At 43.9% G+C, this 26,978-nt stretch carries 22 protein-coding genes and 1 pseudogene; 7 read left to right on the forward strand and 16 right to left on the reverse strand.

Annotated elements, in window-relative coordinates:
- Window positions 1–38 precede the first annotated feature (38 nt).
- From GSF13_RS22555 to GSF13_RS22590, 8 genes are all read right to left on the reverse strand, one after another.
- A complete protein-coding gene (locus GSF13_RS22555) occupies window positions 39–1,400 on the reverse strand; it encodes an AAA family ATPase (RefSeq protein ID WP_211867165.1) in 1,362 nt (453 codons plus the stop codon).
- Complete coding sequence (gene aroB, locus GSF13_RS22560; RefSeq protein WP_211867167.1) at window positions 1,401–2,471, reverse strand: 3-dehydroquinate synthase; 1,071 nt, start codon at window positions 2,469–2,471, stop codon at window positions 1,401–1,403.
- Between the two features lie 26 nt (window positions 2,472–2,497).
- On the reverse strand, window positions 2,498–3,016 hold the full coding sequence (gene aroK / locus GSF13_RS22565) for a shikimate kinase AroK (protein WP_010607062.1): 519 nt from the start codon (window positions 3,014–3,016) through the stop codon (window positions 2,498–2,500).
- 150 nt (window positions 3,017–3,166) lie between these two features.
- Window positions 3,167–5,233 carry a type IV pilus secretin PilQ family protein gene (locus GSF13_RS22570; protein WP_206472681.1) on the reverse strand — a complete coding sequence of 689 codons (2,067 nt, stop codon included), beginning with the start codon at window positions 5,231–5,233 and terminating at the stop codon, window positions 3,167–3,169.
- A complete protein-coding gene (locus tag GSF13_RS22575) occupies window positions 5,223–5,765 on the reverse strand; it encodes a pilus assembly protein PilP (RefSeq protein WP_010607060.1) in 543 nt (180 codons plus the stop codon). Before GSF13_RS22575 ends, GSF13_RS22570 begins: the two co-directional genes overlap by 11 nt.
- Window positions 5,762–6,367 carry a type 4a pilus biogenesis protein PilO gene (locus tag GSF13_RS22580; protein WP_010607059.1) on the reverse strand — a complete coding sequence of 202 codons (606 nt, stop codon included), beginning with the start codon at window positions 6,365–6,367 and terminating at the stop codon, window positions 5,762–5,764. The genes GSF13_RS22575 and GSF13_RS22580 overlap by 4 nt, the downstream gene beginning before the upstream one ends.
- Window positions 6,368–6,383: 16 nt before the next feature.
- Window positions 6,384–6,956: a PilN domain-containing protein gene (locus tag GSF13_RS22585; RefSeq protein ID WP_010607058.1), complete on the reverse strand. Its 573-nt coding sequence runs from the start codon at window positions 6,954–6,956 to the stop codon at window positions 6,384–6,386.
- The gene (locus tag GSF13_RS22590; RefSeq protein ID WP_211867169.1) at window positions 6,944–8,023 is read right to left on the reverse strand and encodes a pilus assembly protein PilM; all 1,080 of its coding nucleotides are present in this window, start codon (window positions 8,021–8,023) and stop codon (window positions 6,944–6,946) included. The genes GSF13_RS22585 and GSF13_RS22590 overlap by 13 nt, the downstream gene beginning before the upstream one ends.
- Before the next feature lie 129 nt (window positions 8,024–8,152).
- On the opposite strand from GSF13_RS22590, the gene GSF13_RS22595 reads away from it, so the two are divergent.
- Window positions 8,153–10,609 carry a PBP1A family penicillin-binding protein gene (locus tag GSF13_RS22595; protein ID WP_211867171.1) on the forward strand — a complete coding sequence of 819 codons (2,457 nt, stop codon included), beginning with the start codon at window positions 8,153–8,155 and terminating at the stop codon, window positions 10,607–10,609.
- Between the two features lie 75 nt (window positions 10,610–10,684).
- On the opposite strand, the pseudogene metL reads toward GSF13_RS22595, so the two are convergent.
- Window positions 10,685–13,032 (reverse strand): annotated as a pseudogene (metL, locus tag GSF13_RS22600) (bifunctional aspartate kinase/homoserine dehydrogenase II).
- 4 nt (window positions 13,033–13,036) lie between these two features.
- Entirely contained in the window at window positions 13,037–14,257 is a 1,221-nt protein-coding gene (gene metB, locus GSF13_RS22605; protein ID WP_211867173.1) for a cystathionine gamma-synthase, read from the reverse strand.
- Between the two features lie 344 nt (window positions 14,258–14,601).
- Here metB and metJ point away from each other — a divergent pair, with 344 nt between their 5' ends.
- Complete coding sequence (gene metJ / locus GSF13_RS22610; RefSeq protein ID WP_010368921.1) at window positions 14,602–14,922, forward strand: met regulon transcriptional regulator MetJ; 321 nt, start codon at window positions 14,602–14,604, stop codon at window positions 14,920–14,922.
- Window positions 14,923–15,002: 80 nt separating this feature from the next.
- On the opposite strand, the gene GSF13_RS22615 is transcribed toward metJ, so the two are convergent.
- On the reverse strand, window positions 15,003–16,244 hold the full coding sequence (locus GSF13_RS22615) for a malic enzyme-like NAD(P)-binding protein (protein ID WP_069020522.1): 1,242 nt from the start codon (window positions 16,242–16,244) through the stop codon (window positions 15,003–15,005).
- Between the two features lie 772 nt (window positions 16,245–17,016).
- The gene (gene rpmE / locus GSF13_RS22620) at window positions 17,017–17,232 is read right to left on the reverse strand and encodes a 50S ribosomal protein L31 (protein ID WP_010607053.1); all 216 of its coding nucleotides are present in this window, start codon (window positions 17,230–17,232) and stop codon (window positions 17,017–17,019) included.
- Window positions 17,233–17,446: 214 nt separating this feature from the next.
- On the opposite strand from rpmE, the gene priA reads away from it, so the two are divergent.
- From priA to GSF13_RS22645, 5 genes are all read left to right on the forward strand, one after another.
- Window positions 17,447–19,618, forward strand: a complete 2,172-nt coding sequence (gene priA / locus GSF13_RS22625) for a primosomal protein N' (RefSeq protein WP_010607052.1) — start codon at window positions 17,447–17,449, stop codon at window positions 19,616–19,618.
- Between the two features lie 13 nt (window positions 19,619–19,631).
- Window positions 19,632–20,162: an SPOR domain-containing protein gene (locus tag GSF13_RS22630; protein WP_017217264.1), complete on the forward strand. Its 531-nt coding sequence runs from the start codon at window positions 19,632–19,634 to the stop codon at window positions 20,160–20,162.
- 70 nt (window positions 20,163–20,232) lie between these two features.
- Complete coding sequence (hslV, locus tag GSF13_RS22635; protein WP_010368932.1) at window positions 20,233–20,751, forward strand: ATP-dependent protease subunit HslV; 519 nt, start codon at window positions 20,233–20,235, stop codon at window positions 20,749–20,751.
- A gap of 11 nt (window positions 20,752–20,762) precedes the next feature.
- Window positions 20,763–22,091 (forward strand): HslU--HslV peptidase ATPase subunit, encoded by a 1,329-nt coding sequence (gene hslU, locus GSF13_RS22640; RefSeq protein WP_010607051.1) that lies wholly within the window; start codon window positions 20,763–20,765, stop codon window positions 22,089–22,091.
- Between the two features lie 49 nt (window positions 22,092–22,140).
- A complete protein-coding gene (locus tag GSF13_RS22645) occupies window positions 22,141–22,515 on the forward strand; it encodes a DUF971 domain-containing protein (RefSeq protein WP_010607050.1) in 375 nt (124 codons plus the stop codon).
- A 2-nt stretch (window positions 22,516–22,517) separates the two neighbouring features.
- On the opposite strand, the gene GSF13_RS22650 is transcribed toward GSF13_RS22645, so the two are convergent.
- The 4 genes from GSF13_RS22650 to GSF13_RS22665 form a co-directional block, all read right to left on the reverse strand.
- Window positions 22,518–23,066: a hypothetical protein gene (locus GSF13_RS22650; RefSeq protein WP_211867175.1), complete on the reverse strand. Its 549-nt coding sequence runs from the start codon at window positions 23,064–23,066 to the stop codon at window positions 22,518–22,520.
- A 291-nt stretch (window positions 23,067–23,357) separates the two neighbouring features.
- Window positions 23,358–25,238 carry a methyl-accepting chemotaxis protein gene (locus tag GSF13_RS22655; protein WP_010607048.1) on the reverse strand — a complete coding sequence of 627 codons (1,881 nt, stop codon included), beginning with the start codon at window positions 25,236–25,238 and terminating at the stop codon, window positions 23,358–23,360.
- 105 nt (window positions 25,239–25,343) lie between these two features.
- The gene (locus GSF13_RS22660) at window positions 25,344–26,396 is read right to left on the reverse strand and encodes an MJ1255/VC2487 family glycosyltransferase (RefSeq protein ID WP_010607047.1); all 1,053 of its coding nucleotides are present in this window, start codon (window positions 26,394–26,396) and stop codon (window positions 25,344–25,346) included.
- Window positions 26,393–26,917: a phosphatase PAP2 family protein gene (locus tag GSF13_RS22665; RefSeq protein WP_010368944.1), complete on the reverse strand. Its 525-nt coding sequence runs from the start codon at window positions 26,915–26,917 to the stop codon at window positions 26,393–26,395. Before GSF13_RS22665 ends, GSF13_RS22660 begins: the two co-directional genes overlap by 4 nt.
- Window positions 26,918–26,978: the final 61 nt, after the last annotated feature.

Raw genomic sequence — 26,978 nt, forward strand, 5'->3', positions numbered from 1 at the left:
ATGTCGTTAGTGGTTGCGCGATTTTACACTAAATGTGGCTAATTACCGAGAGACTGAGTAATTTCTTGTTTAATTTTACTCATTCTCTTAAAAAATGGCTGACCTTTTTGTAGCGCTTCTGGCAATACTGCCTTTGCTTGCTTCGCTGATGCCAAACTCTCGTAAGCATCAGTAGTAACTACAAACCAAGTTCGGCCATTTCTTAAAACAGTAAACTGCTGTGTTACTACCTCGTTATGCTCCGCCATAAACCCAGCTGCAATCTCACTTTCTGTCACTGCAAGTAACTGGATCACCCATTCACCATCTGAGCGACTGAGATACCAAGGGTTTCCCGTCAATAGTTCAGGCTCCGCGTGCTGAAGCTCTGTTACTGGCGATAAAGTGGCAGGAGTACTATCAACATCGGCTTTTTCAGGTGTAACCGCTTGCTCTGATAGTGCGTTATTGTTGTTTGTCGTATCTTCTTTTGTTTCGGTTAGTGCAGATAAAATACTGCCAACAGCCGCTGTTTCGACTTGCGTTGGCGCTTCGGTTGGCAACTCTGGTTGCAAGTCGTTTTCAATTTCAACTTTTTCAACTGTGGTATTTGGCGCCTCAAATACCTCTTGCGCATCAATAGCGGTGGCTACTGTTTCTTCATCACCTTGAGTCGGTGTCCAGTATCGTTTTAATTCTTGCTTATACACTAAAGCAACCATCAACGCTGTTAATACCAAACAAAGCGCAATGACATACCATTGCCATTGTGATTTGCTACCTACTTTGGAGCTTTGTTCACGTAAATTTAGACTCTGCTGCTGTGGCTGCCAAGAAAGTAAAACACTCGGATTACCTCGAGCTTCAGCAACAAACGTATTAAAAATAGGATCTTCGTCAGGCGGTAAGTCTTTGTAAAACATGCTCATCAAGCGCTTACTCTCGAGCACGGATAAAGGCTCGATATGAATATCCAGACTTTCAGGGATCAGCTGAGGCTGCTGCGCCGTAGCGAGTATGTAAATTGTTTCGCGAGAAGATTTTGCGAGCTTTTGTAGTTGTTCCGCAAGCTCTTGGGTTAAATGCCTGACGTTGTCTAACACCCATAAACATGGCCCACAGGCTTGTTCATCATGGAGCAACATGAAGTTTTCACTTAGAGATAACTTCTGATCAATGAGAGGACTGCGAAAGCTATGCTCAAGCAGCTGCCGTACCACATCAAACTCTTGAGTATTGGCAGTCAGCTTTACAAACGCTTTGTTAAAGTCTGGGTATTTATCAGTAAGAAACGATTCCGCAAGGTAGCTTTTACCAAGACCTGAAGAGCCAACTAAGGTTATCAGGTTTTGGCCATAGTCGAATTGCATAGCAATTCTATCTACCAATGCAGCTCTGCTTGGTAAAATTTGCGACTGCATTTAACGACCTATTAGAGTTACCACGGTTTCATCGCTAACATCATCCACTAGCGCACATTGGCCTAGTTGCGTAGGAAGAATAAAGCGAATTTTGCCTTGTTTGTTCTTTTTGTCTTTGCGCATATGTTGTAAAAACTGCGCTGCGGTCATCTCGCTTGGCGCTTCTGTCGGTAATTGATAAAGCGCAATAACACGACGGATCTTTTCAACATCAGTAGTACTAAGCGCGCCGCGCTGACAAGCCAAATTTGCAGCTATCATCATACCGGCAGCAACGGCTTCACCATGCAACCAATTACCATAGCCCATTTGCGCTTCAATCGCATGGCCAAAGGTGTGACCCAGATTAAGTAATGCACGCAATCCCGCTTCGGTTTCGTCTTTGGCGACGATCTCGGCTTTTATCGCACAACACTTATAAATAACTTGTTGAAGGCTTTCAGCATCTAGTGCGCTGAGCTGAGGATGCTGATCCGTTAATGTATCAAGAAAAGATGCGTCATAGATCAACGCATATTTAATGACTTCAGCCATACCCGCAGCAAACTCTCTTGCAGGCAATGTACTTAAGGTCTTGGTGTCGATAAAAACCGCTTTTGGCTGATAGAAAGCACCAATCATGTTTTTACCTAGCGGATGATTTACCGCTGTTTTACCACCAACCGATGAATCTACTTGTGACAGCAAAGTCGTAGGGATTTGAATAAACGGAACACCGCGCTGGTAGCATGCCGCAACAAAACCAGTCAAATCGCCAACCACACCGCCACCGAGGGCAATCAAACACGTATCACGACCACAATTATGCTCGAGCAAAAAGGCAGAAATCTTTTCAAACCATTCTAGCGATTTGTATTGTTCACCATCAGGGATAACAAAATGTAGCGGTTTTTGAGCGTCAAATATCGCTAAAAGATTGTCTAAATATAAAGGTGCTATGGTGGTGTTGGTGATGATAACAGGACGACTTTGCCCAACATACTGCTTAAGTCGTCCTTCATCAGATAAGAGATGTTCACCGATAAAGATGGGATAGCTCCGCTCGTTTAAATCAACCTTTAATTCAAGCATGGCGTCCCTCCTACGGTGTTGTTATATTAGAAATCTAATTTTTCAATAATTTGGTTTGCAACTACTTTAGCGCTTTGCTCATCCGTGCGAACAACGTGATCTGCCACTTCTCTATATAGTGGTTCACGCTCATCAGCTAAGCGCTCTAGTACGTCACGTGAGTCTTCACTGGTTTGTAGTAATGGACGACGCTTATCACGCTGAGTACGAGCTACCTGTTTTTCGATCGGCGTTTCTAGGTAAACAACAATACCGCGCGCAGACAACTTGTTGCGCACTTCTTTGCTGATCACAGAGCCACCACCTGTCGCTAACACAATGCCTTGCATTTCTGTTAGGTCAGAGATGACGCTTTCTTCACGCTTGCGGAACCCCTCTTCGCCCTCGATATCGAACACCCAAGAAATATCGGCACCTGTGCGGCGCTCAATTTCCTGATCCGAATCGAAAAATTCAAGGTGTAATTGATCTGCAATGTGACGACCAATCGTGCTTTTACCAGCCCCCATCGGGCCTACTAGAAATATATTACGTTTCTCAGCCATATCTTTTTAGTACAAACGAACTCTAAAATTTGAAATAAAACCCCGCCTAACGACCTGGCCCCAAAATTAAGGAGGGGATTATCTCAGTAATCCGTGAACAATTTCAAGTCAAACCACGCAAAAAGCGCAATACTTTTACTGTCAACGGGCCTATAAACTGTCTTGAATGATCTTAGGCGTCACAAATATCAGCAATTCTCGCTTTTCATTAATATCACGAGAGTTCTTAAACAATAGACCTAAATATGGGATATCGCCCAAAATTGGGATCTTACTTACTGCCGTTTTCACTTCTTGCTGATAGATACCACCCAGTACGATAGTTTGACCATTTTCGACCAGTACTTGTGTTTGGATCTCTTGGGTATTGATTGCCGTCGCCGGGCCATTTGGCGTTTGCACGGTATCACCTTTAGTGTCTTGTGTAATCACTAAGTCGAGAATTATTTTATTATCAGGTGTGATTTGCGGTGTCACCTCCAAGCTTAAAACCGCTTTTTTGAAGCTCACCGTCGTTGCACCACTTGATGATGCCTCTACGTAAGGAATCTCTGTACCTTGCTCGATACGCGCCTTTTTCTGGTTAGCTGTCGTGATGCTTGGCGTCGCGATTATCTCACCTTTATTTTCTTGCTCCAATGCAGACAACTCAAGATCTATCAAAGTGCCATCAGCTAGTTTCGCAATGTGCATACCAATACTGCCAGCAGGGACTCCTTTTACGCCTAAATTAACGTTTAAGCGGTTTTCCAAAGACGGAATATTGCCATTGGATAGCGCATTCGCACCGTCTAGCGTACCAGAGATGGCATCACTGCCTTGCTGATCGCTAAAGCCCCAGCGGACACCTAAGTCTTCTTGTACTGTGTCATCTACAGTAACCATGCGTGACTCTATACGCACCTGTTTTACCGGCACATCTAAGGTTTCAACCATCCGACGTACACTTTCAATACTGCGTGAGGTGTCTTTAATTAATAAAGTATTGGTACGTTTATCAACCGATACACTACCACGATGACTAATAATAGAGTTGATATCGGTTTTGAGTAAGTCAGCAAACTCTTCCGCTTTCGCGTAATTAAGTTGAATATACTCGCTATATAATGGTTCCAGCTCTTCTACTTGCTGACGCGCTTGTAATTCCTTGGCTTCTCTAGCAGCGAGCTCTTCAGATGGCGCGACCATCAAAATAGAGCCATCCATACGCTTATCTAGCCCTTTCACACGTAACACAACATCAAGCGCTTGATCCCAAGGTACACCATCTAAACGCAAGGTTATATTGCCAGATACGGTGTCACTCGTTACTAGGTTAAAGTTGTTTGTATCGGCGATGATCTGTAGTACGGAGCGAATTGGAATATCCTGAAAATTCAACGTGATCGGCTGACCTCTATACTCTTTTTTATCGCCAAAGGTTTTATTACCTTCGTCTTTTTCAACTGATAAGGTAAAGATGTTATCAAGCTGTTGATAGGTAAACTTGAATGCCGCATTTGGCTCAATCACAATGCGGCTTTTATTGTCTTCTTTAAAGGTTTCTATGCGAGATACCACAGTGCCAAAATCTAACACATCGAGTTCGTATAGCAGGTCTTCTGCAATATCGATATGGTGGAAGTCCGCAATGATTTTACCACCGCGCTCTTGTACATCGATGGCCGCTTGGTTGTGCTCAAGAAACGCAAGTACTTTAGCTTCACCTTTCTCACCGCGACGAAAATCGATAGCTTGAATTTGGTTGATAAACGCAGTGACTTTTTGACTTTGATCTTGTTCAGAGACAATCGGTTTATTAGACACTTCCACTATCACAAGGTTATTCTTAACCTCGGTTTTATATAGCTTCAGCTCATCCATGTTGATGGAAACGGCAAAACCACCATCTCTGAGTTCACTGGTAATGCCTTGAATACCAGCTTTATCAATACTCAGAGCTTTTAAGCTTTCTTCAAACTCAGCCTGCTGGAAAAACAATTCAATACTGGTGCTTTCGCCGACAACACGAACTTGTGGCTCTGTATTGAGTTTTTCATCAAACACCAGTTGTAGCTGAGTTTCCCCTGTCGGAACGGGGTTATAGCGAATGTCATACAACATAGGAATGGCATGCGTAATTGACGAAAGGCCAACTAAGGCAACACCGAGCACAGAACGCCATAATGTTCGAGTGCTTTTAATGGTTGATTTTATAACGTTATTGTTAGTATTCACTCGTGCCACCTTGTTCCGCTTCTAACATTTCCACTTTTGTTAGCCTTTCTTTCCAACATCCCGTTCCATCTGGGATCAATTCTAATAATTCTAAATGATCGGCATGTACACTCAGCACTTTGCCATGATACAGGCCCATATATTCACCACGCTTTACACGATACAAGCCTTGCGTCGCCGCTTCGATTAGCGCCCAACGACCATCAGACTTGGCAATAATGCCTTTCATACGTAGATTATCCAACGGAAATTTCTCCAATGGATAGCGATCTCTGTCTGGATCTGGGTGTAAACAGTTTTTAATTTGAACTAGTTTATTTTCAATCACTTCAGGCTGGGGCGCAACAAAAGGGCTACGCAATTCTGAAGCGCTATACTTAAATGGCTCATAATTTTGCATTTCAGGTATAGGCTCGATTTTTGGTGTTGAGCTTGCTTTTACCTGATCAATAAATTCTTTTTGTTCTGCAGTACTATCATTACAACCCGAGATGAACATCAACGAGGTCACGCAGAGCATCAGTCGGATCATTTCTGACCTCCTTGCTCATAACGATAAGTTTTTGCCACAACACTAAATACCAGCTCGCCATTTCCTGCATTTTCGATTCTAAAATCATGTAGGCTGACTATACGAGGTAATTCAGATACCTTACTCACAAACTGACCAAATTCATGATACTTACCTATCACTTCTAGCTTAATAGGCAATTCGGTATAAAACTCTTTACGTACCTCTGGCATCCAGCCAATTTTTAGGAAGGTTAATCCGCTTGAGGTACCAACGTAAGTCAGATCATCAAGTAGTCCAGGCGTTTCGTTGGAGCTTGGCAGTCGTCTCAACAGCTCAGTGAATTGCGCTTCCATATCAATCATTTGCTGTTTATATAGCTCTAGATTGTTTGCTCTTGCGTATTTAATCCGGTAGCTCGTTCTCAGCTCTTGCTCTTTTTTAACCGCTTGGTCGTAGCGGTCAATGGAACTTGAGACCATCAGGTTATAACCCAATACCATCATTAGTAAAACCACCAGAACGGAGCATAAAACTTTTACAGGAAATGGCCAATGACCAATATTATCGAGCTCCAGCTCATTCCAATCTATTTCTTTTAAACTGTTTAAGTCAAAATTCATGCACTGTGCCTCCGCCCTATTTCGCTTTATCGGCTAAGTGGATGTCGTCATGAGACTTAATATAAAAGTGCATCGTAAAATCACTCAGTAATTTTGAACTTTGCTCACCGGCTACTATGCCTTGGATCACCGGCCGCTCTATTAAATATGATGATTCAACTTGTCGTAGCATTTGCGATAAGCGGTTGTTTGATTCACTCCGACCAATGACTTTGATCATATTGTCTTGCCGCTCAAGACTGGTGAGATAAACCCCAGCCGGAACCACTCGCGCTATTTCATCGATAATTTGCGTGCCGAGACTGCGGTTGAGTTGCAACTCCTCAATAAGCCGAATACGGCGCTGTAAATTTTCTTTTTGCTTATTCAGGTCGTTAATCGCAACTATCCGTGAATCTAGTTGAGTGATCTCGCTTTCGAGATAGCGGTTTTTAATTTCTTGCCCGGTTTTTAAGCCGTCATAGAAGCTGCCAAGCATGTACATTAACAACAGACAAGCCGCGATGATCACCGCAATGATAGTCAGAAAGATTTGTTGCGACGCTTGCCTTTGCTGCTCGCGCCAAGGAAGCAAATTTATATGTGGCATGATGAGAAGCTCCTTAATGCCAAGCCTGTCGCTAAGGCGAATTGCGCTTTATGCTTTTGCAGCACATGCCTATCTACTTTTGGTGCAATCTCCATATCAGTAAACGGGTCTGCCACTATTGTGTGGATCCCAAGCTCATCAATGAGCAGTTTATCTAAGCCATCCACTAAAGCCGTTCCACCCGTCAACACGATGTAATCGATATGATCTTTACCACTGGTCGTCATAAACATTTGCACTGCTCGACGAATTTGCTGCAGCATAGAAGTTTGGAAAGGAGCCAAGACTTCAAAGGTATAGTTTGGAGGTAAATCCCCCGTCGTTTTCGCCAGTTCTGCTTCATCGTAGGTTTTGTTGTAATAAGCAACAATGCTGTTGGTATATTGCTCACCACCAAACACTTGGTCACGAGTGTAAATCGTTTTCCCAGATTGAATAACGCTAATCAGCATAAGCACTGCGCCAATATCTATCATTGCTACGATTTTATCAAAGGCATCATTTGGCAGTTCAGGGTAAATGACATCCATGGCTCTACTTAGTGCGTAGTTTTCTACATCAACAACTTTCGCTTTGAAACCCGCTTCTTCCAATGCGCCAACCCGTGCTTGCACGCTTTCGGTACGAGCCGCAGAGAGCAGCACATTCATTTTTGACGGATCGGCTTCGTTTACTCCAATTTTTTCAAAATCTAGACTAACTTCATCTAACGGGTAAGGGATCAGGCTATCTGCTTCTATTGCTATCTGAGACTCGAGTTCAGCATCAGTTAATGACACATCCATAAAGATCACTTTTGTAATCACGGTCTGACCGGATACGGCAACTGCTGCATATTGCGTGAGCTTTGGAATGCGCCGCTTCATTTTAGTTATCGCGTTGCCGATCGCTTCAATGTCTTGAATGGCCCTTTCATTTACTGCTCCTTTCGGAATAGGTTCAATCGCAACGGCTTCTACTCGGTAGCTGGAACTTGTCTTCGACAGCAACACCGCTTTGACACAATGGGAGCCAATATCGATCCCTATCATCAGAGGTGCTTGTTTTTTTAGTAGTTGGCTCAGCATGTGAAGCGCCCGTTTCCTTTTAAGACTGTGTACCATAAAAATTTAGCACACAAAAATATTAATCGTTTTTTAATCAAGATATACTAGCAGTGTCTACCTGTAATTGGGAGTCTAACTAGGGATAATTCCGTGAAATTATTGAAAAGATTTTTACAATTCGTTTTTGTTTGTACCCTTTTAGGCGTGTTGACACTTATCAGTCTTTATTATTATGTCAAATCTGACATACCAAGTGTAGAGGTTTTGAAAGATGTTCAACTACAAACACCCATGCAAGTCTTTACACGAGACGGAAAACTCATCAATCAATTTGGTGAAAAGCGCAGGATCCCTGTACGTTTGCAGGATGTTCCACTCCCCATGCGAAAGGCATTCTTAGCGACAGAAGATAACCGCTTTTACGATCATTTCGGTATTGATCCGATAGGTATCGTCCGCTCCGCTATAGTACTTATCACCACAGGGCAAAAAAAGCAGGGAGCCAGTACGCTCACCATGCAACTTGCCAGAAACTTCTTCTTAACAAGAGAGAAAGCCTATATTCGTAAAGTGAAAGAAATCTTTATTGCGTTGCATATTGAGCAACTATTAACGAAAGATGAAATTTTTGAGCTTTACTTAAACAAAATTGAACTGGGCAATCGCGCCTTTGGTATAGGTGCTGCAGCGCAAGTCTACTACGGTCGCTCACTATCAGAATTAACTTTAGCAGAAATGGCAATGATTGCAGGCCTGCCAAAAGCGCCTTCTGCGTTAAATCCAATTCGTAACCCAGAGCGCGCGCAATTGCGCCGGAATGTTGTGCTCGGACGAATGCTTGCTGAAAAGTATATTACCCGCGCAGAATATAGTGAGGCGACACAAGCTCCTATCACGGCTAAATTCCATGGCGCCGAAATCGAGCTGTATGCACCTTATATTTCTGAAATGGTTCGCGCCTATATGGTTGAGCGTTATGGTACTGATAAAGCTTATAACTCAGGCATGAAAGTTTACACCAGTGTGGAGTCTGACATGCAACAGGCTGCTCAGCATGCATTAGTTGATAATTTACATGCCTACGATATGCGTCACGGCTTTAGAGGCGCAGAAGAAACCTATTGGCATGCTGAAACGGAATCGCCGCTAAGCTATGAAGGCATTATTACTCGCCTTAAAAAGGTCAATGAAATTGGGCCGTTAAAAGCAGCTGTGGTGCTAAGCATTGCAGAGAAAACGGCCGACCTGCTCTTAAAAACCGGTGAGCAAATTACATTGGAATGGTCAGGCTTAAGTTGGGCCAGACAATACATCAGTGAAACGCGTCAAAGCCTACCACCAAAAACAACCGCAGATATCCTCGCGCCGGGCATGCAAGTGTTTGTACGCAAACAAGACGACGGCTGGATGTTAAGTCAATTGCCGCAGGCATCCAGTGCCCTCGTCTCACTCGACCCGCAGGATGGGCGTGTCAAGGCGATTGTGGGTGGCTACAGCTTTGAGCTTAGCCAATACAATCGTGCTACCCAAGCTAAGCGTCAGGTGGGTTCAAACATCAAACCCTTTATTTATTCATCCGCATTAGAAAATGGCTATACCCTAGCCACCATTCTTAATGATGCCCCGATTAATCATTGGGACAGAAGCGTTGGCGTGGCTTGGCGTCCGAAGAATAGCCCTGAAGTGTATAACGGCCCAATCCGTATTCGCCGAGCGCTCGCACAATCGAAAAACGTGGTATCTGTTCGTTTGATCAAAGGCGTTGGCATAAATAAGGCCGCTGATCATTTGCTTAAATTTGGTTTCCAAGACGCTGATATTAATCGCAGTGAGTCATTGGCGCTTGGTAGTGCTGCACTGACTCCTATTGAAATGGCGCGCGGCATGGCCACTTTTGCCAATGGCGGTCACCTCATTGAGCCGTACTTTATCGATAGAATTACCGACTCATTTGGTACCGAGCTGGGTTCGGCAGAGCCGTTATTAGTCTGCGACGAGCAGCAGCTGGAAGAACAACCTGAGCGCTGTGCACCGCAAGTGATTTCGGAGCAAAACGCATTTCTGATTGCCGATGCACTTCACAGTGCTATCTGGGGTGGCGGTAGCTGGAAACACGACACGGGCTGGAGCGGCACAGGCTGGCGTGGTCAATGGTTAAAACGTCGTGACCTTGCTGGAAAAACGGGTACCACCAACGACTCTGTAGATACTTGGTTTACGGGCTTTAACCGTAATGTCCTCACCACAGTTTGGGTTGGCTTTGACGATGCGAGTAAATCCTTGGGTCGTGCGGCCTACAACGCTAACCTTGGTGATAATCAACTTGTTGGCGCAGAAGCCGGGGCAATTTCAGCACAACCTGCTTGGATAGACTTTATGCGTGAGGCACTGAGAGATGAGCCTTTGGCCCCGATAGAGCCGCCTCCTGGGCTTATCTCAACTCGGATTGACTTAAAGACAGGGCTTTTGTCTCGCAAGAACGATTACACATCTCGGTTTGAATATTTCGAGCAAGGTACGGCCCCAACCAAGTACGTATTGGATACGGATAGCAGCACACCGTTTGACGATACCGCGCCGCTACCGACTCACGAAGAGTTATTCTAAAATAGAAATGCCGATACAGATGTATCGGCATTTTTGTCTTATATCAGTTGTATTATATCTATTTTCTTAAAAGAGTTATTTTAGATTTTGCGTCAGCCAGAATAAATCGGAATGTATTCCCGCTGCTGTCACTTCTTTACCTGCCCCGGGCCTTGGATCACCAGTGGATTTTGTTCATACCATTTAGTGTGGATCACAAAAATATTATCACCCGGTGTTAAATTCGCGATTGCCGAGCCGTTTGGTACCTGTGCAATGCCTACTTTTGCAGACACTTTGCCATTGCTTGCAATTTCAAGCGCACCAGTATAACGAAGCGCAGCGTCATTCGCTGTGGCCTTTGCATAGTGTGTCGCATAAAAGTCATCGAGTTGCTGGCGATTTTCTAAAAACGTTTGCCATGAACCCACACTCAAGGACTCTGGCATTAACGCCTCTAATTCAATATCGTCAAGCTCAAGCTCAATGCCTAACTCTCGTGCTAAGATCAAAAGCTTACGCTGCATATCACGGCCAGATAGATCTTCGCGCGGATCGGGCTCGGTAAAACCAAGTTCTTGCGCCCCAAGCACTAACTCAGAAAATGCTTCAGAACCATCATAGCGACTACAAAGCCAAGATAAAGTGCCGGAAAAGACGCCTTCAATTCTCACCACTTCATCACCACTATTTTGCAGATCAGCCAATGCAAAGTTAATGGGAAGACCTGCGCCAACACTGGTATTGTAACGCCATAAAAGGTTACGCTCTTGTAACTGCTGACGCAGCTTTGAGTACCAACCTTGTTGTGCCGTGCCGGCATATTTATTGGCGCTGATCAAATGACAGTCATGTTCAACAAACTGCGGATACAACTCGCTGAAACGCTCGCTCGCAGTAATATCGACCACCACTTTATGCTCGTAATCTAGCTCTTTAATACGAGTGAATAGCTCTGCTTCATTGTATTCGATGGCCTCATTTTGCCATTGCTGTTGCCACAATGCTAAATTCAACCCGCTTGGACAGAACAACATTTGCTTAGAACGCAGTAGGCCAACCAACTTAAGATCAAAGTGCTCACTCAGCTTAGCGACTTGGTTTTTGCATTGTTCGATAAACACTTCACCCACGTTGCCAACACCCGCCACAATCACTGCAAGCTCCCGGCCTTTATTCACCAAACGCTCGTGCAATATAGCAAGTAGATCGCTATCAATTGCTTGATCGGTTAACACTAAGCTGTAATGACGCTCTTGCAGCACAAAACGGGTGACAATCGCATGTTCATCCAATAGCTCCAGTGCCTGCTGATGTAAGCCAGCGACATCCTGACTTGGGGCAACAATAGCAAAGCCTTGTACTTGTGATTCAATAATATTGGCCCGCGAATCCAGCGCTTTGATCACAGCATGGCTAAACTCAGATGGCACCAGTAAGTGTGCCTCTCCACCTTTAACAAAATGATGAATGCTATGCTGGATAAGCTGGCTTAGCTGTTTTACTTCACCACTTTTTAGCTGCTCAACGCGTAACAGGTCAAGTTGTCCAAAAGTGGTAATAAAGCGCTTCTCTTTGCTATAGCCTGCCTTTACTATCTCAGTGCCAAGCGCATCAGCGTCAAAGCTGCTACGAACTTGTAGTTTTATATCGGTATCTTTAAGTGGAGACAGCGTTTTTGCATGTAATACCGGATTACCTAATCGTGCGAGTAATTCAGCTTGGCCACGACATACCTTAGTGTATTTTATGGCATTAGCGACTTTACGTGGATCAGTACTGAATACACCTGTTGTATCCGTCCAAATTGATACTTGAGCCGCATCAAGATAACTTGCCAACAAAGTCGCGCTATAGTCACTGCCATTTCGGCCTAAAGTCACCGTTTCACCTTGTGCATTTGCGGCAATAAAACCGGTAACGATATAGATAGCGTGATCATCAATTGCGCGATAGCACGCTTCTTTGTTATGGGCGTGTAGTAACACCCCCTCTTGTTGTACAAATAACGTACGAGCGTCGATAGCTTTGGCTTCGATACCTTGAGAACTTAGGTAGTTTGCTAATATACGAGCCGACCATAGCTCTCCATGTGCAAGTAAACTCGCGTAGTGAAGATGCTGTTCTTCTCGTCCTAAAGCGATTGCTTGCAGCTCATTGACAAGCTGTTTGAGTAACACACTGTGTTGTTCACCTACAAACAGGGCATCAATTAATTCACGTTGATGATTTTCAACTTGTAATAAAACATCGTTGAATGCGCGAACATCTTGCTGCTCAAAGCTTTGCCATAACTTCACTAGGGTATTCGTTGTTTTTCCTGCAGCAGAAACCACAACACTGTCACCTAGTTGACATTGCTCTAACACTATCTTGGCAACCGCCTGATAACGCTCTGGCGAGCTTAAACTCGAACCACCAAACTTATGTACTACTTTTGCCATTTACTCACCACAACGCTACTGTATGTGCAGGCGTTAATTTGAATGACTTAGCATCATCACTCGCCTGACTTTCATCAATACATGCAAATCCCGCTTCCAGATCTGCAATGAGATCCTGTGCATCTTCAATGCCTACAGAAATACGAATCAACGTGTCGCCCACTCCCGCTTCTAAACGTGCTTGCGGATCCATACCCGCGTGTGTCATCGTCGCTGGATGACAAATAAGACTCTCAACCCCACCTAAAGATTCTGCCAATGAAAAGTGCGTTAGAGACGTTAAAAACTTCGCAGATGTTTGCAGATCGCCTTTGATATCAAAGCTCACCATGCCACCAAAGCCGAGCTGTTGTTTTTTCGCAAGTTCGTGTTGAGGATGCGACTCAAGGCCAGGGTAATAAACTTGGCTAACATACGGCGACTTTTCTAAATATTCTGCAATAAGCTGAGCATTTTCTTGATGTTGGCGTAAACGCACATTTAAGGTGCGCAGTCCACGTAGGGTAAGGTAACTATCAAAAGGTGCACCGGTAATACCGATATTATTCGCCCACCAAGCTAACTCATCACCCAATTCCAGAGTACGCGCGATCACCGCGCCCCCCACTACATCAGAATGACCATTGATATATTTAGTGGTTGAATGCACGACGACATCCACGCCAAAGGCAATGGGGTTTTGTAATGCAGGAGACAAGAAGGTGTTGTCAGCGGCGACCAAAGCCCCCACAGCGTGTGCTGCATTTACGACAGCTTCTATATCCGTTAACCGCAAAATTGGGTTACTTGGTGTTTCAATCCAAACTAATTTAGGTTTGATCTGCTGCAGCTGCGCAAGACTTTCAGGTTGCGTGAGATCCAAGACTGTTAATTTGAGCAATCCACGCTTTGCAAGCGATGTAAACAAGCGATAGCTACCACCATAGCAGTCATGTGGAATAACCAGCGTATCGTCATGGTTAAGCAGTTGAGTTACTAGGTGAACGGCAGCCATGCCAGTGGCGGTAATAATACCACGAGCACCACCTTCAAGTTCGGTAAGTGCCTGTGCAAGCACATCACGATTAAAGTTACCGCTGCGGCCATAATCGTAGTCGCGTTTGGTATCAAAATCGGCAAAAGAATAGGTGGTAGAAAGGTAAAGCGGTGGCACTACTGCCCCATGCGCTTTATCAGCTTCTATACCGTGACGCACTGCTACCGTCGATTTATTAACTTGACTCATAAGGTCACCTAGATAGTTGGATGTTTAGACGTCTAAAAGGTTAGAGCAACAGAAACCAGAAGTCAAAACATTTATACTGCTAAATGGCTAAATAACTAGTATTTGACTATCTTTTTTAAACCGATAAAATTTCGCCACTCTAGGCGTTGCTAATACGACTGAGTTATTGAAAACTATGGCAGAGATTCTTCTATCTCGCTATGGCGGATTAGTTTATTCATCTATTTGAGTTTGGGATTTATCTTTAATTCGTAAGGTTATCCCTATATTCATGCGGTTGGTGAATAATGTAGACCAGAACCCAGTCATATTGGCATTGATGTAACTGAGGCAAGTACACAATTATGGCAAAATGGAACGGTGAGTATATTCACCCATATGCAGAACACGGTAAGAAAGCAGAGCAAGTAAAAAAGATCACGGTGAGCATACCTCTGAATGTACTCAAAGTGCTAACTGATGAGCGTACACGTCGCCAAGTGAATAACTTACGTCATGCCACGAACAGTGAGCTTTTATGTGAGGCGTTTCTACATGCCTTCACAGGTCAGCCACTGCCGAGCGATGAAGACTTGAGAAAAGATAATCCAGAGCGTATTCCTTTAGAGGTAAGACAAATAATGGAAGAGCGCGGTTTGGAGATCCCAGAAATAAACGAAGAGTGATAACTGCTCTTTCGCTCTGGAAATACAGACACAAAAAAAGCCTCAATCGAGGCTTTTTCATTTGAATAATACCAATGGTATTATTCCATATATCCAGCTGGCATATCGATTTGTGCCACGCCTGATTCAATTGCAGCTACCGCTACCGCTTTTGCGATACGAGGTAACAAACGTGGATCCATTGGTTTTGGAATAATATACTCAGGACCAAACTCTAGACTATCTACGTCAGCCGCTTTTAACACTTCAGCAGGTACAGGCTCTTTCGCAATCGTTCTAATTGCTTCAACCGCTGCAATCTTCATCTCGTCATTGATAGCGGTTGCGCGTACATCAAGCGCACCACGGAAGATAAACGGGAAACACAACACGTTATTTACTTGGTTTGGATAATCCGAGCGGCCTGTCGCCATGATCAAATCATTACGTGCACCGTGTGCAACTTCAGGGCTGATCTCAGGGTCTGGGTTAGAACAAGCGAATACCACTGGCTTGTCAGCCATTAGCTTTAGATCCTCAGCAGAAAGTAAGTCTGGGCCAGAAACACCAACAAATACGTCCGCATCTGCAATCACGTCTTGTAACGTACGCTTATCCGTGTTGTTTGCAAACAGCTCTTTGTATTCATTTAGGTCATCACGACGAGTATGGATCACGCCTTTTCTGTCCAGCATATAGATGTGCTCACGTTGAGCACCGCATTTGATCAGTAATTCCATACAAGCAATAGCGGCTGCACCCGCGCCAAGACACACAATAATCGCATCATGAATATCTTTACCTTGGATTTCCAACGCATTCAGCATACCCGCAGCGGTTACAATTGCAGTGCCGTGCTGATCATCATGGAATACAGGAACGTCACAACGTTCAATTAGCGCGCGCTCAATTTCAAAACACTCTGGCGCTTTAATATCTTCAAGGTTAATACCACCAAATGTGTCTGCGATATTTGCCACAGTATTGATGAAGTCTTCAGTGGTGTTGTGCTTAACTTCGATATCGATTGAATCAAGGCCCGCAAAACGCTTAAATAATAGTGCCTTACCTTCCATAACAGGCTTTGACGCCAAAGGACCTAAGTTACCCAAGCCAAGAATTGCCGTACCATTACTGATCACCGCAACCATATTTCCTTTACCCGTGTAACGGTATGCATTCGCCGGATCAGCCGCGATTTCACGTACTGGCTCTGCAACACCTGGGCTGTATGCAAGTGCTAAGTCTTTTACGGTCTCGGCAGGTTTAGTGAGTTCAACACTGATTTTACCTGGAACGGGCTTCTCGTGATAATCTAGAGCTTGTTGACGAAAGTCTGTCATGGCGCGATATTTTCCTACGAAGTTAATGTGAGAGTGTGGTAAACGTTCGCATTCTGAATGTTGGCAACCTAGCTAGCTGGTTACAGCAACACACAGTGCGATTAACTATATGAGCGACGACATTCAACCACTCAACAAGCGTATGTGCTTTGCTGTCGCGGTATGTCAATAGGACATATAGTTAATCGACCGTATTCACACAATACCGAGTTTTGCTCATTATTCAAGTAAAATCAGGTCTATCCACTAGCATGGTATTTTCTATACTTTTCCGAGAAGATAAGCTCAATTTTAAGAAATATTTCACAAATAAAATGACTAAAACTTAAAAAACAAGACGCTAAAATCAGCACAGAATGTATAAGATTAGCACAAATGTATACCAACTATAAAAACAATAAGAAAATTGCAACTTAACTAACTTTAACGTCAAGATACCGACATTTAATCGCAATATACTGACTTTAGTTTATATTAAGTGCTCATACCTGATACTATTTACTATATGAGCTTTGATTATTTTCACAACTTAAGCTCGTAAATGTTGAATATTTATCTGCTAAATAGAGTTTTTACTCTACCCAAGAGATCAGTAAAGTTTTGCTGCCAAACTGGCAAGTTTTTTATTTTAGAAGAATAAAAGACACAATAAGACGGGATGACTGACGGTCTATCTGCTGATGCAGAATAGGATGTATAAATCGAGAAGGTATTTTCAAACAGGCACAAAAAAAGCACCCTAAAGGTGCTTTTTTCGACTAGACCAACAAGATTACTTCTTGCTGCTAAGTGCACCGAAACGCTTGTTAAAGCGATCTACACGGCCACCTGTGTCAAGGATCTTCTGCTTACCAGTGTAGAACGGGTGACATGCAGAACATACGTCTAGGTGAATATCTTTACATAGCGTTGAACGAGTTTCGAACTTGTTACCGCAAGAGCACGATGCAGTGATCGTCTCGTAATTAGGGTGAATACCTTCTTTCATAGCAACCTCTAGTTAAGGCCGTATCGCTCTCCAAACCCGAAGTCTGGCACCATACGTAGTTATACAAAAATGTGGACGCGTATTTTAGTGCTTAACTGAACAATCTACAAGCGATATTTCAGAGTTTTTTATCACCGTCGCAGAGTACGTTTTCAATTCGTACCACCTTAGGTATATACTTCGTCACTGCGCTCACTTTATGGAATTGTAATACATGCTCATTCTTGAAGTAGCTTTAAAGCTGCCACTGCACCGAACATTCGACTATTTGCTAGCACCAACCATGCAAGTTGAAGCAGGAATGAGAGTCACCGTCAATTTTGCCAACCGTCGCTGCACAGCGATTGCGCTTGCTAAAAAAGACGACACCGATGTACCAAAAGAAAAACTCAAGCAAATTATTGAGGTGTTGGACGAGCATCCTGTCTTTAATCAAGCACAACTTAGCTTTTTACACTTTGTCTCCCAGTATTACTGTCATCCAATTGGCGATACCTTATTCACAGCACTACCGGCAGTACTCAGAGATGGTGGAAGCCCAGACAAAACTCAGATCCCTATCGTCAGATTAACGGAAAAAGGGCAGAAACTACCAACACTGCGAGCCAAAAAGCAACAAGCGCTGCTTTCTCAATTATATGAAGGTGGTGCAATAAAATTAAGTGAACTCAAAGCGCTCGGATTTGCTAGCCAAACAATTAAAGCATTAGAAGAAAAAGCGCTTATCTCACAATCTATTGAGCATGATAGTGATTGGTCGCAAAACGAATTACAGCTAGGCGAAAAGCCACGCCTAAACGACCAGCAAGCGACTATTTGCAGCGCCGTTAATGCACAAGTCGGTTACCGTACCTTTTTAATCGAAGGTGTAACGGGAAGTGGTAAAACCGAAGTCTACTTACAGAGCCTTGAAAACATAATAAAAGCGGGTAAACAAGCACTGATCTTAGTGCCTGAAATTGGACTCACACCACAAACGGTCAACCGCTTCAAAAAACGCTTTAATAACCTGCCCATTGATTTATGGCATTCAAATCTAACCGATAACGAACGCCTACATACTTGGCGTCGCGCCGAAAAGGGTCTGAGCGCTTTGGTCATCGGTACTCGCTCGGCCATTTTTTTGCCATTTCAAAATCTCGGCATGATCATCGTTGACGAAGAGCACGACAACTCGTTTAAACAGCAAGAAGGCCTGCGCTATCACGCCAGAGATCTCGCTGCATTTCGAGCGCATCAGGCACACTGCCCTTTGCTTTTGGGAACCGCAACACCGGCATTAGAAACATTACACAAAGCCATTACCAACAAATATCAACTCGTCACACTGAGTAAACGAGCGCAGACCCAGCACGACAACCAATTTCACCTTGTCGACATGAAAGGTCAGCCAGAACAAGGCGGGTTTTCACCAATGAGTTTACATTGGATGGAAAAAACACTCGCTCGCGGTAAGCAAGTTATGGTGTTTCTAAATCGTCGGGGCTTTGCACCAACATTGATGTGTCACGAATGCGGATGGCTTAATACCTGTAAACATTGCTCTACCAGCGCCACGTACCATAAAAACATGAACCGCTTGGTATGCCATCATTGTGGTGAACAGGACTTTGTACCGAGACAGTGTCCAGATTGCGGCAGCACCCAAATCATGCCCACAGGGCTTGGTACAGAACAACTCGAAGGCTTTTTAAGCGAACGCTTCACTGATATTCCCGTTACTCGCATTGACCGAGATTCTACGCGCCGTAAGGGCAGCCTTGAAAGCGCCCTTGAAGAAATTAATCAAGGTGGCGCGCGAATTCTGGTCGGCACTCAAATGCTTGCCAAGGGCCACCACTTTGCCGATGTCAGCCTTGTGATTATCTTGGATGTGGACTCAGGACTTTACTCTTGTGACTTTAGAGCAACCGAGCAAATGGCACAGCTCATTACGCAAGTTGCTGGACGAGCCGGACGTGCCGGTGAAGCGGGAACCGTGTTATTGCAAACGCATTTTCCAGAACATCCATTATTGCAAGATTTAATTAATAATGGTTATGGCGACTTCGCGCGATATGCCTTACAAGAGCGTGAAGAAGCTATGCTTCCCCCCTTCGCACACTTAGCTATCATCCGCGCCGAGGCAACAAATATAAATACAGTATTGCGCTTTTTGTCGGATTTGGTTCCTGCTACCCCCTATCCTGGTATACAATTGCTGGGTCCAATTCCAGCACCACTTGAACGAATAGCTGGAAAGTTCAGATATCAATTACACATACACGCACAACAACGCACTGTGCTGCGGGACTACCTTTCGCAACTTGCGCGCTATATCGCTACGCATGAGTCTGCCAATCGAGTACGCTGGAGCATAGATGTTGATCCAATGGATAGCTATTAAAATCAAATAACCTATGGCACAGCACGATTACATCAATAAGAAACCTAAAGGCAAGGGGAAAGACAAGCCAGAAAAATCGGCGAAATTTCCTGTTATTGCTGCTATTTTTGCATTTCTACTAATCGGAGGGTTTGCCTACGGTCTTTGGTTTATAAAAACCAATGCCGATCCTAAAGAAGTAGAGCAAGCCAAAAACCCACACCCAGTTGCCGAGCAAAAGGTTATTAAACCAAAGCCTCGCCCACCTGAGTTCATTGAAGAAATTAAAAATCATGAAATCAAGGTCGAAGTTAAAGAGATCGAGAGCAAAGGTCCCTATCAAATGCAGTGTGGTTCATTTAGAACCCATAGCCAAGCCGAAGCCATGAAAGCCAAAGTTGCGTTTGCTGGATTAATCGCGGAGATCCGTCGTACCGAAGGGAGTAACGGTGTCTGGTATCGTGTCCGTCTTGGCCCCTACGATACCAAGCGTTTAGCAGAAAGCGATAAAAACAAATTACAACGCGTTGGGATATTTGGCTGCGGGATTTGGGGCTGGACTTGATTTTTATAAGTCCACCCATATTTCCTACTAATCTAGAGTTACACGGGCACAGGCCCAGATAAGGATTACTATGACTACCATCGTTAGTGTTCGTCGCGATGACAAAGTGGTTATCGGCGGTGATGGCCAAGTTTCGCTTGGTAACACAGTTATGAAAGGCAACGCACGTAAAGTACGTCGTCTATACAATGGTAAAGTACTGGCAGGTTTCGCTGGCGGTACAGCTGATGCATTTACATTATTTGAACGCTTTGAAGCAAAGCTAGAGATGCACCAAGGCCATCTCACTAAAGCAGCCGTAGAAATGGCAAAAGACTGGCGTACCGACAGAGCATTAAGAAGGCTTGAAGCCCTACTTGCGGTAGCCGATGAAACCGCCTCGCTTATCATCACAGGTAACGGCGACGTGGTGCAGCCAGAGCATGATCTTATTGCTATCGGCAGTGGTGGTAACTTCGCACAGGCGGCTGCAACCGCACTACTTGAAAATACAGACTTAAGTGCGAAAGAAATCGTGGAAAAGAGCCTGAAGATCGCCGGCGATATCTGCGTATTTACCAATAATTTCCAAACTATCGAAGAATTGTAATAGGACTCGTCATGACAGCTATGACTCCAAGAGAGATTGTGCACGAGCTTGATCAACATATTATCGGTCAGGACAAAGCCAAAAAAGCCGTCGCGATTGCACTGCGCAACCGTTGGCGTCGTATGCAGCTTGATGAAGAGCTGCGTGCAGAAGTTACACCCAAGAATATTTTGATGATCGGCCCAACGGGTGTAGGTAAAACTGAAATTGCCCGCCGTCTAGCAAAGCTTGCTAACGCACCATTTATCAAAGTAGAAGCGACTAAGTTCACCGAAGTGGGTTATGTTGGTAAAGAAGTTGAAACCATCATCCGCGATCTAGTCGAAGTTTCTTTTAAACTAACACGTGAACAGCAAACCAAGAAATTCAAATTCCGCGCTGAAGAAGCCGCCGAAGAGCGTATTTTAGATGCACTTTTGCCACCAGCAAAAGACGCTTGGGGTGAGTCTCAGCCAAATGAAAATTCGTCAACACGTCAAGTATTTCGTAAGAAACTACGTGAAGGTCAGTTAGACGACAAAGAAATTGAGATCGACATCGCAGAAACGGCGCCTCATGTTGAGATCATGTCACCTCCCGGTATGGAAGAAATGACCAGCCAGCTACAGAGCATGTTCCAAAACATGTCGGGTGACAAGAAAAAGAACCGTAAGCTGAAAATTAAAGAAGCACTTAAGCTATTGATTGAAGAAGAAGCTGCAAAGCTTGTTAATCCAGAAGAGCTTAAAGAGCAAGCTATTGAGTCAGTTGAACAAAACGGTATCGTGTTTATTGATGAAATCGATAAAATTTGTAAGCGCGGAGAATCTTCTGGCCCAGATGTTAGCCGTGAAGGTGTACAACGCGACTTACTACCACTTATCGAAGGTTCAACCGTTAATACTAAACACGGCATGGTAAAAACCGACCACATTTTATTTATCGCGTCAGGTGCGTTCCAAATGGCCAAGCCGTCGGATTTAATCCCTGAACTACAAGGTCGTTTACCTATTCGCGTTGAACTAGAAGCACTAACTGCGGGTGATTTCAAACGTATTCTAACTGAGCCAAATGCATCTCTTACAGAGCAGCAACAAGCGCTACTGAAAACAGAAGACGTCACTATCGACTTTACCGATGACGCTATCACTAAACTGGCTGAAGCTGCATATCAGGTCAACGAGAAAACTGAAAACATCGGTGCGCGTCGCCTTCACACTGTGATGGAAAAGCTGATGGAAGAGATTTCATTCGATGCCAGTGAAAAGGCTGGTGATACCTTGACGATTGATGCCGCCTACGTTGAACAGCATTTAGACATGCTTGTTCAGGATGAAGATTTAAGCCGCTTCATTCTGTAAATTAAAATCAAAAGCGGAGCCTTGCTCCGCTTTTTGAGTTATACCAATTATGTATCAAGTCACCAAACTTCATTATCATACGCTCAGTAAAGTACTCGATGTTTATTTTGAGGACGGCCGCTGTTTTACGCTAAGTGCCGAATTCTTACGAACACATTCACCATCCGCCGAAGTGCAAGGGCATAGTCCGGCGCAAAAGCAACTCGTGCTAAACAAACAGAATGTCGCCATAAAGAAAATTGAACCCGTTGGTCACTATGCTGCACGCTTTGTTTTTGATGATGGCCACGACTCAGGGCTCTACAGCTGGCAATACTTATACACTATAGCTACACAACACGATGTGCTATGGCAGGAATATGTAAACGCGGTAGAAGAGTATAAAACCCAAAAGGACAGCGTACCTATCAAGTTTGTGCCTTAAATTTACTGTTGATAAGCAGCCTGATACGAAGATTTGACATTATCGACCAAGCTATCTAAAACCTTTAAATTCATCTTATTAGGGAAGAAATCAGCTTGTGCCGCTAGCTTGTTACGCATCTTCATTAGTGTCACTCGATCTTCTTTTAAAAACGCAACACTCGCGGCTATATACTCTACCCAAAGGAACTCGGCAGGATTATTCTTCGCAGAGAGCAGAAGTGCCTCTCCAACCTCTATCGCCTGTTCTCGCTTTCCCGCCATAGCGTAATTCTGAAATAAATGCCATTGCAAACTTGCTTGCTGCTCTCCAGTCATGGTTTTATATTGCTCAATGAGCATTGCAGCTTCTAAATAACAACCCTGATTATACAGTACTCGCCACCCAGAGTTAGGTGTTTGATCAAAGCTTTTATAATTCATATTAGCCATGTTATTGCGTACAGTATCGAAGCTATCTCGACATAACATCGAAGCTTGAACAGAAAAGTTTCCCATAGCCAAAAGTAAAAATAGCCCCCGGATACAAGAATTACGTGTGGAGAGTTTCATTTAAATATTCCTTTTCAACATGTGATTTTCTCTTTATAAAACATACCTTTTAAAGATGCAAACCCCTACCTAAGACGATCCGGAAAATTTCTACAACAGTACATATTACTCACGATGTTGAATAGAGTCACCTTAAATGCAATACGCTTCTCAATATTCAAAATGACAATCAACCTGAACCTTAAAAATAATAAGCAAGCTCATTTCTTATCCGAGCCTCAGGTTTAATAAAAAACCCCACTATAAATTAAGTGGGGCTTTGACATTAAGAACCTCAGGTTGAATTGGTGTTTATACCTGATACTTAGCCACGGCTTCGTGTAATACGCGCGCTTGCTCTGCGACTTCTTCACTACTTTGCGCATTAGAGCGAGCATGCTCTGAGGCACCTTGCGCAATGTCTCTGATCTTAACCACGTTTTTATTCACTTCTGAAGCAACTTGGTTTTGTTCATCAATTGCCGTCGCGATATGCGTGCTCATTTCCATAATCGTTTGCACATCTTGGGTGATCATGCTGAGCAACTCCCCAGCCTTTTCGGCTTGCGACACACTTTCATTGCCTTGTTCACGACATTGTTCCATGATGTTCACCACTTCTCGTGTACGCTGTTGCAGTGTAGAAATGATACTTTCGATTTCTTGCGTGGAGTCTTGAGTACGCTGCGCAAGTGACCTAACTTCATCCGCTACAACAGCAAAACCTCGACCTTGCTCTCCCGCACGTGCAGCTTCAATAGCAGCGTTTAGCGCAAGTAAGTTTGTTTGCTCTGCAATACCACGGATCACATCCAATACCGAGCCAATAGTTTCACCGTCACGCTCTAACTGAGCAACAACACTTGAAGCACCACCTAACGATTCCGATAACTGCATGATGTGCTCAATTGTTGCTGTGACCTCACGGCGACCTTGTTGCGCATTTTCATTCGTTGTCTCGGCTTTATGCGCAGCTTCACCCGTATTATGAGAAATGTCTTGGATCGTCGCTTGCATCTCGGTCGCAGCGGTTGCAACCATATCCGCTTCGTGCAACTGCTCAGCCATACCTGTACTCGTTTGGGCTGTTGTCTCCGTTAAATGATCCGTGGCTTCATTAATAGTTGCCAACGCTCCATTCACATCAGCAATGAGATCTCTGAAGTCAGAAATTAAGCTATTAAAATCACGGGTCATAATCGTGATTTCGTCATTACCGCTTTGTTCAATTTGTAGACTTAAATTATTTTCACGACGAATGCGCTCAATGGTTTGATAAACGCGCTCTACGGGCTGAATAATTGAGCGACTAGTAGATAACACCAAAGTCATCACGATAATACCAGCCACAACAAATACACCGATGGCAAGCATCTGAGTTTTATCAACGTTTTCTTTGATCTCTGCCTTTGCCTGCTCCACGACTTCAGAGACCAGCGCATCACTTTTCTCAACACTCACTTTCATCTTGCCAAGCGCACCGCTCGTTAAATCTAAGCCAAGTGCTTCTTGTGCTCGAACTAAACCCGCAAATTTGGATTGATAGGTGCTCAATAAACTAAGTAGCTTAGATTGATATTGAGCGTTAAACCCAGCACTACGAATTTCCTGAGAAAACTGTGCAACTAGCTCGTCAAAACGCTTAAGATATTTGGTATCAAAACGTAACATAAAGTCTTTTTCGGCTCGACGAAGCTGCAGCATGGTTGAAAGGAGTTGATAATTCTGCTGCTCTTTTAGTAGTGTTTCTACCTCGTGTACCGCACCACGAAGCTCACCGTAAAGAGCATCCTTTGGATGCAAGCCAATTGTTTTTTGTAATTGCACCACTTTTTGAAAGTCATCGTAATAACTTTTTGCTAAGCGTTCAAATTCGTTGATCCGACCTAAATCGATATCAAAATCAGAAAAAGTACCTTGCAACAAAGCGAGCTTAGTTTGCAGCTCACGATACTCGTTTTCAAACTCATCGAGTGAATCTACCTGCTTGTAAAAAAGGAAATTTTTCTCGTGTTTGCGCATTGCTAATTCATGAATGTCGAGCTCTTCTGCATATTGAATGGTTTCATTCAATTTCAGCATAGTACGAGCTTCGTACATGATCATAATTAACATAACAACCAAGGCAATCCCTACCACTAATGCATTCACTTGCAAACGACGTCTGATAGTCAGATTTTCTAATACCGCCATCGGCTTACCTACAATGTTAATAGACTGGCTAAAGTATAGCTGAAGCCTTTCAGCCTTGCCTCATAATAGGTAATTATTCTGGGTTCATATTACAAATTAATATATTTACGCCGCTTTTACATACAAATTATTAACACCGTTCCAAAGTTGATTGTGCAATAAATCAATATTGTGCCATTGACCTCCTATCAACCACTCCACTAGCAAGCTAGGATCGGATGGAAAATAAAACGATGCCTTCGCGTCTGTTCGCAGCCATTCTTCCAGCGCCCCAGCATTGAGATAATTCATCACTTGGGCATGACCGAGTTCGGCTAGCGTCTGTGCATTATTCTGCTGTTCAAATTGACCATCTAATGGTTTAAGTAGCAGTTTTTTACCGAGTTTTAATGCTTCACTAGAAAGCTCAAACCCGGCATTTGCAATCACACCACTGGTATTTCTTAAGTCCTGAATAAACCCAGAACGACTCGGTTTTCTCAGGTGAATATGTTGCAAAGAAGCATTGTCAGCATCCGGGTGATAGCAGTAAAACTCCTTATCAGGGAAATCTTTTAACAACTCAATAATGCTATCCAAAGCTTCAAACGGCAGATAAACCAAAACTTTGTTAATTATCGATGCACATTGCTCCTGCTCAGCCTCGTAAGGAATAAAAGGCGGAATAATATGCTTATCAAACGGTTGCCAGTGCACCCCAAGATGAATATCAGCTGGTGCAAAATACCGGATCAGGGCTTTGTGCCAAGGCTGTACGGCAAATTGTGGAACAGCATCATATAAATATGACGCTTGATGACTCATTGCTATCACCGGAACCTTTGCCAGCTTTCCTGCCCACGCACTGACAGGCTCAAAGTCGTTAAAGATCAAGTCATAACCTGATACATCTAATTTTCTAACGTCGCGAATAAACTCACCAAACTTGAGCGACTGAAAAGTTTTTAAACGATTTAACTGGCCACGTTCGGTAACGAATGACAACCCTCGGCAACTGCGATAATCACCAAAATCATGCATATCGAAATAGTTTTCCGAAGGACGTCCAGAAAAAAAGTAGTCAACAGAAATTCCCATGTTGCGAAAGCAATTTGCCATTACCCGAGCTCGAGTCGTATGGCCATTTCCCGTTCCTTGAACACCATATAGTATTTTCATACGCTTCCTAATATCACTATCGCTAAACTTGCACAGGCAACACCCATTGCCGCACCAAGCACCACATCAAGTGGATAATGTACCCCTACAATTACGCGTGACAATGACACTCCTGAAGCCCAAATCATCAACGGAAACGCAGCTAGTGGAATTTGCTCCATCAAGCAAGTCGCATATAGCCAAGCGCCAGCACTATGCCCCGAGGGCAGACTAAACTTATCACTCGGCGTCAACAAGGCTTTCACTGCGTAGCAGTCACATGGTCGTAATCGTGCAAAACGATTTTTTAGATAGAAGTAAAGCGGCCTTTCAATTGCAAAGGCCAAAATCACGGTGAGTGCAAATTGCTGACCTAGCTGCTCCAAAAACAGAGCGCACGCAATTGCGACCAACACATAGAGTCCACCGTTGCCACTTTTGGATAGACCTAATGCTATCAATCTAAACCAGTTTCTTGGTTTAGGGCAAAACACCACAAAGTATAATGCAGCGTCCAGCTCGGCTAGTTTTGCTTTCATCATTCGAGTCACGCCTAATTGCTCACAATATCAGCATAGAAGAGCAAAATAACAAATAGGTGAC

Source organism: Pseudoalteromonas sp. M8, from assembly GCF_018141365.1.
Classification (GTDB): Bacteria; Pseudomonadota; Gammaproteobacteria; order Enterobacterales; family Alteromonadaceae; genus Pseudoalteromonas.